General features: G+C 73.2%; 12 protein-coding genes. 3 read left to right on the top strand and 9 right to left on the bottom strand.

Translation table 11 applies throughout. From position 1 onward, the window contains the following. Nucleotides 1-5 precede the first annotated feature (5 nt). Nucleotides 6-2252: a SpoIIE family protein phosphatase gene (locus OG906_RS18130; RefSeq protein ID WP_329444096.1), complete on the bottom strand. Its 2247-nt coding sequence runs from the start codon at nucleotides 2250-2252 to the stop codon at nucleotides 6-8. A 239-nt stretch (nucleotides 2253-2491) separates the two neighbouring features. On the opposite strand from OG906_RS18130, the gene aspS reads away from it, so the two are divergent. Next, the gene (gene aspS / locus OG906_RS18135) at nucleotides 2492-4297 is read left to right on the top strand and encodes an aspartate--tRNA ligase (protein WP_267797382.1); all 1806 of its coding nucleotides are present in this window, start codon (nucleotides 2492-2494) and stop codon (nucleotides 4295-4297) included. 309 nt (nucleotides 4298-4606) lie between these two features. Here aspS and OG906_RS18140 read toward each other — a convergent pair whose 3' ends face one another. Next, nucleotides 4607-6127 carry a VWA domain-containing protein gene (locus tag OG906_RS18140; RefSeq protein WP_329444098.1) on the bottom strand — a complete coding sequence of 507 codons (1521 nt, stop codon included), beginning with the start codon at nucleotides 6125-6127 and terminating at the stop codon, nucleotides 4607-4609. A 402-nt stretch (nucleotides 6128-6529) separates the two neighbouring features. On the opposite strand from OG906_RS18140, the gene OG906_RS18145 reads away from it, so the two are divergent. Further along, nucleotides 6530-8617, top strand: a complete 2088-nt coding sequence (locus tag OG906_RS18145) for a PhoX family protein (RefSeq protein ID WP_329444100.1) — start codon at nucleotides 6530-6532, stop codon at nucleotides 8615-8617. 200 nt (nucleotides 8618-8817) lie between these two features. Here OG906_RS18145 and OG906_RS18150 read toward each other — a convergent pair whose 3' ends face one another. The 4 genes from OG906_RS18150 to OG906_RS18165 form a co-directional block, all read right to left on the bottom strand. Then, nucleotides 8818-10077, bottom strand: a complete 1260-nt coding sequence (locus OG906_RS18150) for a sensor histidine kinase (RefSeq protein ID WP_329444101.1) — start codon at nucleotides 10075-10077, stop codon at nucleotides 8818-8820. A gap of 13 nt (nucleotides 10078-10090) precedes the next feature. Continuing rightward, complete coding sequence (locus tag OG906_RS18155; protein ID WP_329444103.1) at nucleotides 10091-10822, bottom strand: hypothetical protein; 732 nt, start codon at nucleotides 10820-10822, stop codon at nucleotides 10091-10093. Between the two features lie 76 nt (nucleotides 10823-10898). Then, a complete protein-coding gene (locus tag OG906_RS18160; protein ID WP_329444105.1) occupies nucleotides 10899-12908 on the bottom strand; it encodes an FUSC family protein in 2010 nt (669 codons plus the stop codon). Nucleotides 12909-13000: 92 nt separating this feature from the next. Then, a complete protein-coding gene (locus tag OG906_RS18165) occupies nucleotides 13001-13828 on the bottom strand; it encodes a hypothetical protein (protein ID WP_329444107.1) in 828 nt (275 codons plus the stop codon). A 193-nt stretch (nucleotides 13829-14021) separates the two neighbouring features. Between OG906_RS18165 and OG906_RS18170 the strand changes: the two genes are divergently transcribed. After that, nucleotides 14022-14432, top strand: a complete 411-nt coding sequence (locus OG906_RS18170) for a hypothetical protein (protein ID WP_329444110.1) — start codon at nucleotides 14022-14024, stop codon at nucleotides 14430-14432. Between the two features lie 77 nt (nucleotides 14433-14509). Here OG906_RS18170 and OG906_RS18175 read toward each other — a convergent pair whose 3' ends face one another. The 3 genes from OG906_RS18175 to OG906_RS18185 all read right to left on the bottom strand — a co-directional run bounded on the left by OG906_RS18175 (nucleotide 14510) and on the right by OG906_RS18185 (nucleotide 15909). Further along, entirely contained in the window at nucleotides 14510-14668 is a 159-nt protein-coding gene (locus OG906_RS18175; RefSeq protein WP_329444112.1) for a hypothetical protein, read from the bottom strand. A 64-nt stretch (nucleotides 14669-14732) separates the two neighbouring features. Further along, entirely contained in the window at nucleotides 14733-15095 is a 363-nt protein-coding gene (locus tag OG906_RS18180; protein ID WP_329444114.1) for a hypothetical protein, read from the bottom strand. Between the two features lie 112 nt (nucleotides 15096-15207). Continuing rightward, nucleotides 15208-15909, bottom strand: a complete 702-nt coding sequence (locus OG906_RS18185) for a class F sortase (protein WP_329444116.1) — start codon at nucleotides 15907-15909, stop codon at nucleotides 15208-15210. Nucleotides 15910-16244: the final 335 nt, after the last annotated feature.

Below are 16244 nucleotides of genomic sequence, written 5' to 3' on the forward strand. Positions count from 1 at the left end.
GGCGCTCACGGTCGGGGCGGGGAGACCGTGTTCGCGTCGGGGTCGGGGGCCGTGTCCGCGCCGGGGTTCGCGTCCGGGGCGGGTTTGGACTGTTCGCGCAGTTCGAACCAGATCGACTTGCCCTCACCGCGCGGGTCGACGCCCCACGCGTCGGCGAGCATCTCCATCAGCAGCACACCGCGTCCGCTCGACGCCATCTCGCCCGGGTGCCGCTTGTGGGGCAGTTCGTCGCTGGAGTCGGCCACCTCCACGCGCAGCCGCCGGGTTCCGGGCTCGCCCACCGCGTCCGCGACCAGCACCGCGTCGCCGTCCGTGTGCACCAGTACGTTCGTCACCATCTCGGAGACCATCAGCACCGCCGAGTCGACCTGTTCGGAGTCCGCCCAGTCGTGCAGCAGCTCCCGGATCTGCCGGCGGGCTCCCGCGATCCGGGCCGGCTCCGCCTGCGCCACGGTCAGCAGGGTGCGGCGCGACGGCGGCGCCGGGTGGGTCTGCGGGGTGCCGCAGCCACAGCCCGCGCCCTCGCGGCACAGCAGGACCACGGCTATGTCGTCCTCGCGCCGATCGGCCAGCGGGCCGGTGGTGTGGTGCGAGGACGGCCCGTGCACGGCCTGCACCAGCAGATCGGCCAGCTTCTCCAGGTGCCCGGCCGCCATGTCGCCGTCGAGGGTCCCGCCGTCCGGGGCCTCGGTCTCCAGGATGGCCCGTAGCCGGGCCCAGCCCGTGTCCAGGTCGTGGCCGCCGGTCTCGATGAGCCCGTCGGTGCACAGCATCATCGTCTCGCCGGGTTCGAGGGTGAACCGGGTCGTCGGGTAGTCGGTGTCCGGGACGATGCCGAGCGGCAGCCCGCCGGCCGTGGACCGCATCAGCACGGTGCCGTCCGTCATCCGGACCGCGGGCTCGGGGTGGCCGGCCCGCGCCACCTCCAGCGTTCCCGTCCGCGGGTCGCACTCCACGTACAGGCAGGTCGCGAAGCGTGGGCTGAGGAAGTCGGTGTCGTCGTAGGACGCCGAGTCGGCCGTGTCCTGGGTGGAGCACAGCCCGGCGAGGAACCGGGAGGCCCGCGAGAGCACCGCGTCCGGTCGGTGGCCCTCGGAGGCGTACGCCCGCACGGCGATCCGCAGCTGGCCCATCAGCCCGGCGGCCCGTACGTCGTGGCCCTGCACGTCCCCGATGACCAGGGCGAACCGGCCCGACGGCAGCGGGATCATGTCGTACCAGTCGCCGCCGACCTGGAGCCCGCCGCCGGTCGGGACGTACCGGGCGGCGAGGGTCATGCCCGGGATCTCCGGGCCGAGCTGCGGCATCATCGACCGCTGGAGGCCGCTCGTCAGCTCCCGCTCGGATTCCGCCACGCCCGCCCGCTGGAGGGCCTGGGCCAGCATCCGGGCCACCGTCGTCAGCACCGACCGCTCGTCCGGCGAGAAGGACACCGGGTGCTTGAACGCGGCCATCCAGGCGCCCATGGTCCGCCCCGCCACGATCAGCGGGAGGAAGGCCCAGGAGATCCGGCCGAAGTGCCGGGCCAGGGGCCAGGTCGCCGGGAAGCGGAGCTTGTAGTCCTCCGGGGACGGCAGGTAGATCGCCCGTCCGGTGCGCACGACCTCCGCCGCCGGATAGTCCGTGTCCAGCTGCATCTCCGCGAAGGGACCCTCGGCCCCCGGACCGTGCCCGTGGTGCCCGATGATCGACAGCCGGTCGCCGGCCACACCGAACACGGCCAGCCCGTCGGGACTGAACCCGGGCATGGACAGTGACGCCGCCACCCGCAGCACCTCCGCCGTGGACCGCGCCTCGGCCAGCGCCCGGCCCGCGTCCAGCAGGAACGCCTCGCGGGAGCGCCGCCAGTCCCCGGTGATCGGGGTGTGCACGGCGGTGGTGCCGGGCTGCGGCTCGGCGATCTCCTGGATGGTGCCGATCAGCTCGTAGTCCACACGGCCGTCCGGGGCGCGGTTCTCCACGGGCTTGGAGCGGCTGCGCACGGTGCGCAGCACCCGCCCGTCCTCGTCCATGATCCGCAGCCGGGCCTCGGCGAGGGTGCCCTCGGCGACGGCCAGGTTCACGATGCCGTTGATCTCGTTCCAGTCCACCGGGTGGAACCGGGACCGTACGGCGACCTCCGGCAGGACCACGTGCTCCGGGGGCAGCCCGAGCAGCCGGGCGGCCTCGCCGTCGAGCGTGACGGTCCCGGACCCGTTGTCCCATCGCCACAGGCCGGTCGCGATCGCGGCCAGGACATCCTCGGTACGCACTCGGTCATCTTTACAGGTGATGATCCGGGCGTGCCTGTTCACGGCCCCCGGACCCGCTTCCCGCCCGTCCCCCGCACCCCCTCCCAGGTCGCGCCCGGGGCCCGCCCGCGAGCCCCCGCCACGAGCGGCCACACGGCCGCCGGACCGGGCCGCCCCGGCCCCGCCCGCGCAGCCGGGGCCCGGACGGTAACCTGGGGACGGTTGAATCCACCCTGGTATCGCGAAGAACTGGATGACTGATGCATCGGTACAGGTCCCACACGTGCGGCGAGCTCCGAGCCTCCGACGTCAACGCCGACGTCAGGCTGAGCGGCTGGCTGCACAACCGTCGAGACCTGGGCGGCATCCTCTTCATCGATCTCCGTGACCACTACGGCATCACGCAGCTCGTGGCCCGTCCCGGCACCGCCGCGAACGAGGCCCTGAGCAGCGTCTCCAAGGAGACCGTCGTCCGCATCGACGGCAAGGTCCTCTCCCGCGGCGCGGACAACGTGAACCCGGAGCTGCCCACCGGCGACATCGAGATCGAGGTCTCCGAGGTCGAGGTGCTCGGCGCGTCCGCCCCGCTGCCCTTCACCATCAACACCGACGACGGGGTGAACGAGGAGCGACGCCTGGAGTACCGCTTCCTCGACCTGCGCCGCGAGCGCATGCACCGCAACATCATGCTGCGCTCGGCCGTCATCGCCTCCATCCGCTCGAAGATGGTGGCCCTCGGCTTCAACGAGATGGCGACTCCGATCCTCACCGCGACCTCCCCCGAGGGCGCCCGTGACTTCGTCGTGCCGTCCCGCCTCAACCCGGGCAAGTTCTACGCCCTGCCGCAGGCGCCGCAGCAGTTCAAGCAGCTGCTGATGATCTCCGGCTTCGACCGGTACTTCCAGATCGCGCCCTGCTTCCGCGACGAGGACGCCCGCGCCGACCGTTCGCCGGGCGAGTTCTACCAGCTCGACGTCGAGATGTCCTTCGTCGAGCAGGAGGACGTCTTCCAGCCGATCGAGCGCCTGATGACCGAGCTCTTCACCGAGTTCGGCAACGGCCGCGAGGTCACCTCCCCCTTCCCGCGGATCCCGTTCCGCGAGTCGATGCTGAAGTACGGCAACGACAAGCCCGACCTGCGCGCCAAGCTGGAACTCGTCGACATCACCGACGTGTTCGAGGGCTCGGAGTTCAAGGCGTTCGCCGGCAAGCACGTGCGTGCGCTGGCCGTCCCGGACACCGCCGCGCAGCCCCGCAAGTTCTTCGACGGGCTCGGCGAGTACGCGATCTCGCTCGGCGCCAAGGGCCTGGCCTGGGTCCGCGTGGGCGAGGACGGCGCGCTGACCGGCCCGATCGCCAAGTTCCTCACCGAGGAGAACGTCAAGGTCCTCACCGAGCGTCTCGGCCTCGCGGCCGGCCACGCGGTGTTCTTCGGCGCGGGCGAGTTCGACGAGGTCTCCAAGATCATGTCCGGCGTCCGCGTCGAGGCGGCCAAGCGCGCGGGCCACTTCGAGGAGAACGTCTTCCGCTTCTGCTGGATCGTCGACTTCCCGATGTACGAGAAGGACGAGGAGACCGGCAAGATCGACTTCTCCCACAACCCGTTCTCCATGCCCCAGGGCGGCATGAAGGACCTGGAGGAGAAGGACCCGCTGGACATCCTGGCCTGGCAGTACGACATCGTCTGCAACGGCATCGAGCTGTCCTCCGGCGCCATCCGCAACCACGAGCCCGAGGTCATGCTGAAGGCCTTCGAGATCGCCGGTTACGAGGCCGAGACCGTCGAGCGCGAGTTCGCGGGCATGCTCCGTGCGTTCCGTCTCGGCGCCCCGCCGCACGGCGGCATCGCCCCCGGTGTCGACCGCATCGTGATGCTGCTCGCCGACGAGCCGAACATCCGCGAGACGATCGCCTTCCCGCTCAACGGCAACGCGCAGGACCTGATGATGGGCGCGCCCACCGTGCTGGAGGAGACCCGCCTGCGCGAGCTGAACATCGCGCTGCGCAAGCCGGTCGAGGCCAAGGAGACCGAGCCCGTCGAGAAGTCGGTCAAGCAGCACCAGTAGGACCGTGCAGGCCCCGCGCGGGCCTGCACGGCTTGTACGGCTCGTGTGTGAAGGGCGGCGCCCCCGGATTTCGGGGGTGCCGCCCTTTTCCGTGGGTCGGCTGCCGGGCCACGCCCCTGTGACTCCCGAGGCCGCTGTGGCTCGTTGCGGCGCCTTGCGGGCGTCCGTGGCCCCGGCCTGTCCCCGGCGGCCCGTGCGGCGTCGCAGGGCGCACCGGGGCCCTCCACGGCCCGGGTGGGCCGGGTACGCGAGAAGGCCGCCGCCCCCGGGAGTACCGGGGGCGGCGGCCTTCTCGTACGTGCCGTCGACCTAGAAGCGGTCGAGGAGGCCCTTGAGCAGGGCCGCCGAGGTCAGCTCGCGGGGCGCGGGCCCGGCGTGGAAGAAGCCGGCGTTCTCGGCGTCCAGCTTGCGCAGGAAGTCGAAGCCCTTGCTGTCGTGGTCACCGAAGCCGACGAACTGCCAGTGGATGTCGTGCGCCGCGGCGGCGACGATCGCCTGCCGGGCGGGCTGACGGTTGTCGGGGGCGCCGTCGACCTGGAAGACGACGAGGGCCGGGCCCGTGCCGCCGTCCTTCTGGTACCGCTCCACGACCGCCTCGACGGCCACGTGGTAGCTGGTGCGGCCCATGCGGCCGAGCTCGGCGTGACGGGCCTCGACCCAGGCGTCGTCGTGACCGTCCAGGGTGAGGTCGGCGGTGCCGTCCACGTCCGTGGAGAAGAACACCGTGTGCACGGTCGCCGCGTCGTCGAGGTGCGCGGCGAGGGCCAGCGCGTGGTCCGCGAGGTGCTGGGCGCTGCCGTCCTTGTAGAAGCCGCGCATCGAGAAGGACCGGTCCAGCACGAGGTACACCTTGGCGCGCGCCCCGGCCTTGCCCTTGGCGCGCAGCACCTGACCGGCGGCCTTGTACGCCCCGGCGACCGACGCGGCCCGCCGCTTGACGGCGGCCAGCGCGACGGCCGGCCCCCCGACCCCGGCGACGACCGCCTCGACGGCGGGTGCGGGTGCAGCTTCCGCTCCGGCGGTGACGGGCTCGGCTTCGACCGCGAGCGGCTCGGCGGCGACGGGCTCCGGCTCGACCGCGACGGGCTCGACGGCGACCGGTTCGACCACGAGGGGCTCGGCGGCGACGGGCTCGGCTGCGACCGGCTCGGCTTCGACCGCGGGTGCGGCCTCGGCAACGACGGGCTCGGGCTCGACCACGACCGGTTCGATCACGACGGCCTCGACGACGGGGGCGGGCTCGATCACGACCGGCTCGACCACGGCTTCGACGGCGACGGGCTCGGCTTCGACCACGGGTGCGGCTTCGACCTCGACGGCCTCGACCGCGACGGGCTCGGCGGCGACCGGCTCCGGCTCGGCTTCGACCGCGACCACCGCGCGGGGTGCGGCCTCGGTGACCTCGGGCTCGGCCACGGCGGCGACCGGCTCGGGCTCGACCTCGGCGGCGGGTTCGTCCACCGTCTCGGCCGTCACGGGCTCGACCTCGGCGGCCGCGGGCTCCGCCGCAACCGCCTCGGCCGCAACCGGCTCGGTAGCGACCGGCTGGGCCGTAACCGGCTCGGCAACGACCGCCTCGGCCGCAACCGGCTCCTGAACCGCTTCGGCGGGCGCCGCCTCGGCCTCGGCCGGCGTCGGCGTCGGTTCCGGCGTCGGCTCGGCGGCGGGCTCCGCCGGGCTTCCGGTACCGGCCGAAGGCGCCGGGCGGCGGGCCTCCGGGACGGCCGGCGCCGTCATCACGGCGCCGGCTTCGCGGTCCCGCGGAGCGGACTGCGGGGGAACAGTGGGGTTGTCGAAGGACGCGGCGACCAATTCGGCCGCCGAGTCCATGGGCGTACGTTCCGTCTGGCTCGGGACGGCCGCCGATGGGGCGTCCGACGTATCCGGAACCGGTTCGGTAGACCGTCCGAACACCTTGCGCAACAAGCTCCGAATACCCATGGGCCAGGCCTTTCGCATGAGTGCGTGCGTCATTTGTCCGTGCTGCGCGGTAGATCCCTGCCCAGAGTGGACACGTAAGGTTATCGGCCCCTTGGCTGGAACTTCGGCAGGGGCGCCTTTCGTGGCGCCAACCCTCGCATGCAACCGGAGCCCGTGGGGAACTGCCCCTCCGCCGTGCCGGGTTCACCGACCGTTCATCCCCGCGCCGCCGCATCGGCGCAACCTCCGCCTAGCGTCACGGCTGTTCGTTCCGACATGTTGTCGGCGCCGTGCACCCTCGGAGGACACCTCGTGCGCAAGCTTCTGCCGCTCCTCGGCAACCCGCATGGGAGCGGCCGTTCCGCTCTCACCTGCCGCTACCGCTGTGGCGACGCCTGCTTCCACGAGGTGCCGAACACCAGCGACAACGAGTACGTCGGCGACGTGATCGCCCGCGCCTACTCCCGCCGCTCGATGCTCCGGTCCGCCGCCGTCGTCACGGTGGCCACCGCCGCCGGCACCGCCGTCACGCTGGGCGGCAACGGCTCCGCCGCCAACGCCTCGCCCTCCCTCGACACCCGGGGCTCCGGTGCGGCCGGTGTCGGCGACGCCGCCCGCGGACTGCGCTTCAAGGCCGTCGCGCCGAACACCGACGACAAGGTCACCGTCCCCGAGGGCCACGAGCAGAACGTGGTCATCCGCTGGGGCGAGCCCATCGTCAAGGGCGCCCCGGGCTTCAATCCCGACAAGCAGACCGCCGCCGCGCAGGCCGGCCAGTTCGGCTACAACAACGACTTCCTGAGCCTTCTCCCGCTCGGTGACGACTACGAGCGTCGGCAGCTGCTCGTGGCCAACCACGAGTACACCGACGAGAACCTCATGTTCAAGGCGTACGACCCGGCCAACCCGACCCGCGAGCAGGTCGAGATCGCCTGGGCCGCGCACGGCCTCTCCGTCGTCGTCGTGCAGGAGGACCACCGCAGCGGCAAGCTGACGGCGGTCTCCCGGCACCAGCTCAACCGGCGTCTCACCGCCACCAGCGAGTTCAGGCTGACCGGCCCCGCGGCGGGCTCGGAGCTGCTGAAGACCTCCGTCGACCGGACCGGCACGAAGGTGCTCGGCACCCTCAACAACTGCGCCGGTGGCACCACCCCGTGGGGCACCACCCTCCACGGCGAGGAGAACTTCAACCAGTACTTCGCCAACGCCGGACAGGTCACCGACCCGACCGAGGCCGCCCGACTGAAGCGCTACGGCATGACCACGGGCGCCACCGAGCGCAAGTGGGAGCGGTTCGACAAGCGCTTCGACACCGTGCAGGAGCCCAACGAGTCGCACCGCTTCGGCTGGGTCGTCGAGCTCGACCCGTACGACCCGACGTCCACCCCGCGCAAGCGCACCGCGCTGGGGCGCTTCAAGCACGAGGCCGCCCAGCCGCGCCTGACCGAGGACGGCCGCCCGGTCGTCTACATGGGCGACGACGAGCGCTTCGACTACTTCTACAAGTTCGTCTCGTCGAAGCGGATGAAGAAGGGCGGCTCGCGCGCCGCGAAGGAGCACAACCTCACCCTCCTCGACGAGGGCACCCTGTACGTCGCCAAGCTGACCGGTGACTCGCCGGCCGCCGAGATCGACGGCACCGGCAAGCTCCCCTCGGACGGCCAGTTCGACGGATCCGGCGTCTGGATCAAGCTCGCCACCGGCAACGTCTCGCACGTCGAGGGCATGACCGCCGAGGAGGTGTACATCTTCACGCGGCAGGCCGCCGACAAGGTGGGCGCCACCAAGATGGACCGCCCGGAGGACGTCGAGCCCTCCCCGCGCACCGGCCGCGTCTACATCGCGCTGACCAACAACACCGACCGCGGCAAGGCCGGCAAGGCGGGCGCGGACGAGGCCAACCCCCGCAACCTGAACAAGCACGGTCAGATCCTGGAGCTCGCCGAGAACTTCGACGACCCGGCGGGCGACGGCTTCGCCTGGCGGCTCTTCCTGGTCGCCGGTGACCCCAACGACCCGGCCACCTTCTTCGCGGGCTTCCCGAAGGACAAGGTCAGCCCGATCTCCTGCCCGGACAACGTGGCCTTCGACCCGCACGGCAACCTGTGGATCTCCACCGACGGCAACCAGCTCGGCTCGCACGACGGCCTGTTCGGCGTCGCCACGGCCGGTGAACGCCGCGGTGAGTTGAAGCAGTTCCTGACCGTGCCGCGCGGCGCCGAGACCTGTGGCCCGCTGATCCAGGACAAGCGCGTCCTGGTCTCCGTCCAGCACCCGGGCGAGATCGACGGCGCGTCCGTCGAGAAGCCCCAGTCGGTGTGGCCCGACGGCCCCGGCAAGATCGTCCGCCCGGCGGTCGTGTCGGTCTGGCGCAAGGACGGCAAGAACATCGGCGTCTGAACCGGCCCGGTCGACCAGGGTGTGAACCGGCCCACTGATCAGCCCGGTTGGTCAGCCCGGTGGGTCAACCTGGTGGGTCAACCGATGGATCAGGCGGGCGACCGGTCGGGTCGACGGGTCACCCGGTGACGGCGGGGGATGTTTCACGTGAAACGTCCCCCGCCGTCCGGTGTTTCACGTGAAACATCTCCTCGTCCCGTTCAACTGTCCGCGACCAGACGCCCGACGGGTAGGCGCAGGGTGGTCTCCGCGCCTCCGTCGGGGGCGTTGGCGAAGGTCAGCTCCACCTCCAGCACCGCGGCCTGACCCGCCGCGATGGTCAGTCCCAGACCGTGCCCCCGGCCCCGCCCCGGGTCGCCCGTGCGGAAGCGCTGCGGGCCCTGCTCGATCAGTTCGGGCGGATAGCCGGCCCCATGGTCGTGGATCACCACCACCGGGCCCTCGACGGACACCTCGATCGGCGGCTTCCCGTGCTTGTCGGCGTTGACCAGCAGGTTGGCCAGGATCCGGTCGAGGCGGCGCCGGTCGGTGAGCACCACCGTGTCCCGGACCACCCGGACCGTGACGGGCAGCCGGGTGCCCGCGACGGCCCGCCGGACGGCCCGGCCCAGTTCCACCTGGGACAGCTCCGCCTGTTCCACTCCCGCGTCCAGCCGGGAGATCTCCAGCAGGTCCTCGGTGAGCAGGTGCAGGGCCCGAAGCCGGTCGTTGATCATTTCCTTGGGGCGGCCCTCGGGCAGCAGTGACGCGGCGGCGAGCGAGCCCGTCAACGGGGTGCGCAGTTCGTGTGCGACGTCGGCCGTGAACCGTTTCTCGGCCTCCAGCCGTTCCTGGAGCGACCCGGCCATCGAGTCCAGGGCGTGCGCGACGTCGCGGACCTCGTCGTGGTGGCGGGTGTTGCGGGGATCGTCCGGGTCGGCGGGGAGGCCCACCCGGGCGTCCAGGTCGCCGGCGCTGATCCGGCGGGCCACGGCGGCGGTGGTCGCCAGCCGCCTGCTGATCCGGTCGGCGAGGAACAGGCCGGCCAGTGCCACGATCCCGGCGGCGAGGGCGGCGGAGGCGAGGATGGCGGTATCCAGGTCGCGCAGCCGCCGGCGGGTCTGGTCGAAGGGGAGCCAGACGGCCAGGACCTTCGTGTCGGCGGGCCCGGCGCCCCACATGGCGGGTTCGCCGTCGTGCTTGCCGACCATGCTCCCGGTCTCCCCGCGCGCGACGAGCTTGCGCAGGGGTCCGGGAAGCTCGGGCGGGTCGATGACCACGTTCACGTCGCCGTGCACGGTGCCGTACTGGTACTGGTTGACGGCGTCGTCCAGGTCCCGGGTCACGTCCTTGCGGACCTCGCCGACGACCTGTCCGGCGACCACGTTGTGCACGAGGATCCCGAGCACGGCCGCCACCGCGCAGCACACCGCCGTGGTGGTCAGGGCGATCTTCCAGCGCAGACTGCTCGTCACCCGCATCCGGCCCCTCCCCTCAGCCCCGGCTCGGGGGGCAGCCGGTCGAGCCGTCCTTGGCGGTGGGGCACTCGTCGAGGGTGAGCTGGGACAGGTTGAGGATCTTCGCGTCGGGGTCCCACACGTAGTCGGAGACGGAGACGTACTTGGGATTCGACGTCGGTTCGCGCACCGCGAGGTGTTCGGCGGCGACCTCCACGCCCTCCAGCACTCCGCGCCGGTACAGGATCCGGGCGATCGCCCCGTCGTCCTGGACGGTGTAGACGCGCAGTTCGCTGTTCCGGCCGTCGAGGTCGAGAGCGGTGATCAGTTCCTCCCGGCCGTTGCCCGTCACGTCCTGCAGGACGGGGGGCCGCATCGGGCATTCGGGGCCCCCGTCCACAGCCTGTGTGCAGAGCGCCAGCCGCTGCGGGGCCCGAGGGTCGACGAGCCGTCCGGTGCCACCGTCCTGCCGGGCGGAGGCGGTGACGTCGGCCCGTACGACGTCCAGCGGGTTCACGCCGCGCATGTCGGGTCCCGGGGCCTTGGGCAACCCCGGGACCACGGTGGCGGTGCCCGGCTTCTGGTCCGCCGCGGGTGGCGCCGGGTGGATGTTCTTCCACAGGGTCTGCGGGGCGTGCACGACGCCCAGGTCACCGTCGCTCTGCAGCCCCTCCACGTCGGAGCACCCGGCCGACACCGCGAGCAGGGCGGCGAGGACGGGGAGGGCCAGGACGCCGCGGCGCCGGCCGCGCGGGACGGGGGACCTCATGGGGCGATGCTCCCCCGGAGGAGGAGCACCGGCCCGGGCACGGACCCATTCGGGGGACGGGGCCCCGCGCCCGCCGTCAGTCGGCGGGGGCGGCGATGGCGCGGGCCGCGGCGATCTCCTGGTGGACGGGCGCCAGCACGGAGTCCTCCCTGCCCACCGGGGCCGGGCCGCCGCGCACCGCCGCCGGGGTCCGGCTCGCGCGCACCCCCTCGGCCAGTCCGCGCAGTTCCCGCACGGCGGCCGCGACCTCGTCCCCGTCGGGGGCGTCCGCGCCGTGGTTGACGCGCACCCGGGCGGCGGTGGTGGCGTCGACGATCCGCTCCACGGCCACCACCAGCGGCCACCACGCGGCGGCCCGCGCCCCCGTCGGCGGCGGCTCGGTCAGCGCCCGCTGGAACTCGGTCCGTACGCCCGACAGGTCCCGGTAGATCCGTCGGCGGGCCTGGAGCCGGGCGGTGCGGGCGGCCCGCTGCCCGGCCTCCGTGTCCGGACGGTCGGCGGCGAACGCCCGCTCCACGTACCGGGCGGCGTCGTCCACGGTGTCCGCGAGCCGGTCCCCGATCCGGGTGTGCCAGCTCTCGGGCCAGAGCAGGTACCCCGCGACCAGCGTGATGGCGCAGCCGATCAGGCTGTCCAGCAGTCGGGGCCGGATCAGGTCGAAGCCCTGGTGGTTGAGCAGATCGGACAGCAGCAGGATCACCGGGGTGATCGCGGCGGTCTGGAAGGCGTACCCCTTGGCGGAGAACGCCGGGATCAGCGCGGCCAGCACCGCCATCACCGGCACGTCCCACCAGCCGCGCGGCACCTCGGCCAGCACGGCGGCGGCGAGGACCAGCCCGACGGCCGTCCCCAGGGCCCGCAGGACGGCCCGGGAGAACACCGAGCCGAAGTCCGGCTTGAGGACGAAGGTGACGGTCAGCGCGACCCAGTACGAGCGCTCGATGGGGATCACCGAGACGAGCACCTGCGCCAGCCCGATGCACACGGCCAGCCGGATGCCGTACCGCCAGGAGGCCCGGGAGAACATCATGTCGCGGACCGCCCGCCGGGCCCTGATCCCCAGCGCGGCCGGTCTTCCGAGCCGGTCGTCCACGTTCTGCATCCGCGGCTCGGCGAGGTGCACGATGGTCGCCGCGTGCCGCAGGGCCGCGTCGATGGCGCGTTCGGACTGGCCGTGCGGCGGGGGCAGGTCCAGTACGGGCGTCCCGGTGCGGCCGTCCTCGACGGCCGCCGCCAGTTCCCTCACGGCGGCCGGGATCTCGGGCGGCAGCGGCCGTCCCCGCAGGTGAGCGGCGGGGGCCCCCTCGACGAGCGGGATCAGCACGTTCAACTGGGCCAGCATCCGCACCAGCGACGGGCTGCGCCCGTGCACCAGCGCCCGCCGGCCCAGGACGAGGTCGTAGGCCTGGTTCAGGGCCTGCGTGACCTCCCGGCGGCGATCCTCGTAGTCGGGTCCGCCCGCGGCCTCCAGCGTGTCCGCCAGGGCCCGGTATCCGGCCGCGACGGCGACCCGTTCGGGTTGGCGCCCACGCAGGGGCCAGCCCGCCAGGCTGAGCGCCAGCACGAACAGTCCGCCGGCGCTGAGCAGCAGCGGCGCCGTCCACCAGGGCTTGGGCATCGGCAGGCCGGCGCCGACCACGGCGTTCAGCAGGAGCAGCAGACCGGACACGGAGGCGACCGTGCCGATCGAGGAGATCATTCCGGAGACGAGGGCGATCAGGGTGAGCACGGCGACGGCCAGCCAGCCGTGCCCGAAGACGAGGGTGCCGACGGCCACCCCGACGGCGCCGAAGAGCTGCGGCACGGCGATGTTCAGGATGCGCATCCGATACGCGTCGGCGGTGTCGCCGATCACCCCGGACAGGGCGCCCATGGAGACCAGGGCGCCGTATTCCGGTTCGTCCAGCGCGAAGCCCACGGCCAAGGGGACGGACAGGGCGATGCCGGCGCGCGCGACGGCGGCCCACGGGACGGGGGCGCTGCTCGGACGCAGCCCGTTGAGGAGCCACGAGGGCGGGGTCAGGGGAATCTGACGGGCCCGGGAGTGCCCGGACCTTATGTGCTCGGTGCGTCGTTCGGTGGTCATTCCCGCTTCCGTGCCGCCGCTCGCGAATCGGTTCTTCTGTGGAGTTCCCCGCTCGTCTGCCCACTTCTCCGCAGGTTCCGCATCTTCCGAGCTTATGGCGTGCGGCGCAGCCGTCCCGCGAGCCAGGCGCCGAGCGCGGCCGCGAGTCCGATGGCCAGCACCACCCAGGCGGTGGTCCGCAGGAACGCGGTGAGCGCGTCGTACACCGCCCCGGCGGCGGGCCGGTCGATGTCGGCCGGCAGGTCCTCCAGGGTGAGACGTCGGCACCATTGCACCGCGAGCCACAGCAGCGCCGCCCCGACCGCCAGCCCCAGCCCGGTGGCGACCACGGCCCGCCGGCGCGCGGCGGCGACCGCGATCGCCGCCGCGGCCAGCAGCAGGGTCAGGAGGGGAAGCCACACCCCGGCGATCTGGAGCATGCGAAATCCCTTCCGTAGTGCGCCCAGGTCGTCGTACTCCATGACCTCGACGGAGACGTGGGTCACCGGGATCCGGTCCGCGAAGGGCACCCCGTTCTCGACGAGTTCCCCCTTCACCCGGGCGATCACGGGCGCGAGGTCGATGGTGACGGCGTCCCCGTCGCCGGTGGTGAGGGCCTTGAGGAACGCGGCGTGCGCGGCGTGGTTGGCGGCGTCCCAGGCCGTCCGGTAGGCCGGGGTCCCGGAGAAGGACTGCAGGGCCTCGCCGAGGAGGGCGTCCACCCCGCCCTGGAAGGGGCCGGCGTCGATCTGGCCGGCGAGTGCGCGGGTGGCCTGGGTGACGACCACGCCCCGCACGGCGGGGTCCTCGGCGAGCGGGGACATGGCGGCGGTGTAGCGGTCGGCGTCGCCCAGCTCGCGGTCGGCCCAGTACGCGACCGCGCTCGCGGGCACCAGCAGGGCCACGAGCACGATCAGTACCGTCGACAGGAAGGTGCGCACGTCACCAGGGAATGCCGCGGCGGTGCGGCCCGCGAGCGTTGTTGCTGCGAGCGGGTGGCAGGCGTGAACGGACCGGGCGGGGCCCCGCGGGGCGGGGACGCGGCGGAGCCGAGGGCGACGGGGACACCACTTGATCCACTTGCCGGTCCGAGGTGGCGGGTGTGCCCTGGATGGTGGAGAGAGGAGCCCCGTCATGGCACATGCGGCACCCACCGCCCATCGGCGGCACCGGGGGACGACGACGGACCGGACGCACGACCTGAGCAAGGGCGCGATGGTCCGCGCCCTGCTGGCCGGTCTCGTCTACGGGGTCTGGGCGGCCTTCATCAAGCGCCAGATGGGCCCGGTCGACGTGGGCAACGTCTTCTACGGCATCCTGTGCGGCGCGCTCTTCGCCGCGATCATGTTCACCCTCGGCCGGATCGGCTCCCGACTGCCGAGGGAACTGCACGCCGCCGCCTACGGCGTCTTCGGCGGCGTGGCCGTCGGCTACCTGTACAGCCTCACCGGCGACAGTGTGCTCCGCTCCGCGGGCCTCGGCATCGCCGTCGCCGCGGCCACCGGACTCACCGCGTTCTACCGCTACTACATGCGCGAACCGTGAGCCGACGCGGCGCCGTCACCCCCTACGACGCGTCCCCCGGACCTCGGTCCGGGGGACGCGTCGTATCCGGGGAGGCCTCACTCCTTCGCGGCGGCTTCGGCCGGGCGAGCGGCCGGGGCTTCAGGACGGGCGGCGGGCTCCGGCTCCGCCTGCTCCGGGCGTCGGGCCGGCGGGGTGAAACGGGAGGCTTCGGCGCGCAGCATGGCGTTCAGGGCGGCGTAGGGGTCGATGGGCATGGCGGAACCTCACGGGTGCTCGGTGTTCGAGGGGGGTGTGGGTGCGTGCTGCTGCTCGGCCCGCTCAGCAGCGCAGGACCACACTCCGTACCGTCCGCCGGGACAGGGCCGGTTCGGCCGACCCGTACGAGGTCACGCGGGATGCCCGCGCCTCCCGGTGTTTCACGTGAAACACCGGCGGCGCCGGTCGTCGCACGCCCACCATCCCGCGCACGACCGGACGCAGGGCCGCCCGCGCCTCGGGATCCGAAGCGGGTTCGGACGGGCTCTCGGAAGGCTCCGCGGGGGTCGCAGGGGCGCTCGTGGCGGGTCGGACCTCGACGGCCATCGCGCCGGCCGGACCGGCGCCGAAGACGCACAGCAGCACGACGCAGGCCATCGTCAGGGCCTTCGCCGCAGCCGTCCGCGCGTACCGAGCACCGCTCATGACCAGCTCTGTGCCCCGACACGCCGAAGCACTCCCCACCGGGGCCCAAGAAGCCCCCGACCGGGGGACGAAGACACCCCCGTCGGCTGACACCGGGCCCGCCGCGGCGGGGTCAGCGGGTGCGGTGGCGGCCCGTCAGCCGGGCCACGACGGCCGTCTCCCCGCTGATCAGCCGCAGTTGGGCGCGGCGCCCGGCCCGCTCACCCGTCCGCCGCTCCGACGCCCCGCCCGTCCGCTCGCCGGCCTCCCGCCCCGTCCGTTCGCCCGCGTGGTCCCCGGACCGCCCCGACGGGCCGGGGACGCGGGCCGGCGAGACCCGGTCCACGGTGAACACGGCCGTACGGTGGTCCGCGCGGGCGATCTCGATGGTCAGGCCCCGGCGCAGCTCGCCCAGGCGCAGCCCGTTCCCCGTGACGACGGCGGTGCCGGCCGAGCCCGGGGCCGGGCCGTCGGCGTCCCAGCGGATCGCGTCGCCGTCCTCCGGGTCGGCGGTCAGCGGAACGTCCAGCCCCAGCGCCGGGATCACCAGCCGCACGGGCGGCGCGGCCCGCATCGGCGCGACGGGACCGGGCAGCCCACCCCGCACGGACCGGGCCCCCTTGCCGGGGGTGTGCGTGCCGGAGTGCCCGCCGGAATGCTCCAGTTCGCGTACGAGCCGGCGGTGCCCGGACAGGCCCAGGGCCCGGGAGGGGAGCGAGTCGGCGACCGTGCCGGCGGCCGCGGGCGGGGCGCCGTCGCTGCTCCTCAACATCCCAACGCCGGTACACAGCAGAGTGACCGTCACCGCTGCGACGATCCACTGGGCGCGGGGCATGGGCATTCCCTCCTGGTCCGGCTCGGACGGCCGGGTCCTGTGAGCAGTGGACCGCTCCCGGCCCGCCCGCACATCGGGAGTCATCCCACGCTGACGGCAAGTCACCCACACGTCACCCGGGTGCGCGTGCGTCTTCCCAGCTCGCGGCCGGTGCGCCGGTCGTGCTTCGGCCCGTGCGGGGCCCGCGCCCGAAAGGGTGAGGGGGAGTACGGCGCCGTGACGGCTCAGAGCGGATTCGCCGGCCAGTCCAGCAGCCGCGACGCCCGTTCTCCCCGGTCGCGGCGCACCGGCCGATCCGGGGCGGTCGCCCGGGGATCACCGGGTCCGGTCGAGGG

It is taken from the genome of Streptomyces sp. NBC_01426, from assembly GCF_036231985.1.
Taxonomy (GTDB): domain Bacteria; phylum Actinomycetota; class Actinomycetes; order Streptomycetales; family Streptomycetaceae; genus Streptomyces.

Excerpts from the sequence above, each read along its gene's own strand:
- aspS (WP_267797382.1), top strand. The coding sequence starts at position 2,492 with ATGCATCGGTACAGGTCCCACACGTGCGGCGAGCTCCGAGCCTCCGAC.
- OG906_RS18140 (WP_329444098.1), bottom strand. The coding sequence starts at position 6,127 with ATGGACTCGGCGGCCGAATTGGTCGCCGCGTCCTTCGACAACCCCACT.
- OG906_RS18150 (WP_329444101.1), bottom strand. The coding sequence starts at position 10,077 with ATGCGGGTGACGAGCAGTCTGCGCTGGAAGATCGCCCTGACCACCACG.
- OG906_RS18155 (WP_329444103.1), bottom strand. The coding sequence starts at position 10,822 with ATGAGGTCCCCCGTCCCGCGCGGCCGGCGCCGCGGCGTCCTGGCCCTC.
- OG906_RS18160 (WP_329444105.1), bottom strand. The coding sequence starts at position 12,908 with ATGACCACCGAACGACGCACCGAGCACATAAGGTCCGGGCACTCCCGG.
- OG906_RS18170 (WP_329444110.1), top strand. The coding sequence starts at position 14,022 with ATGGCACATGCGGCACCCACCGCCCATCGGCGGCACCGGGGGACGACG.
- OG906_RS18175 (WP_329444112.1), bottom strand. The coding sequence starts at position 14,668 with ATGCCCATCGACCCCTACGCCGCCCTGAACGCCATGCTGCGCGCCGAA.
- OG906_RS18180 (WP_329444114.1), bottom strand. The coding sequence starts at position 15,095 with ATGAGCGGTGCTCGGTACGCGCGGACGGCTGCGGCGAAGGCCCTGACG.
- OG906_RS18185 (WP_329444116.1), bottom strand. The coding sequence starts at position 15,909 with ATGCCCCGCGCCCAGTGGATCGTCGCAGCGGTGACGGTCACTCTGCTG.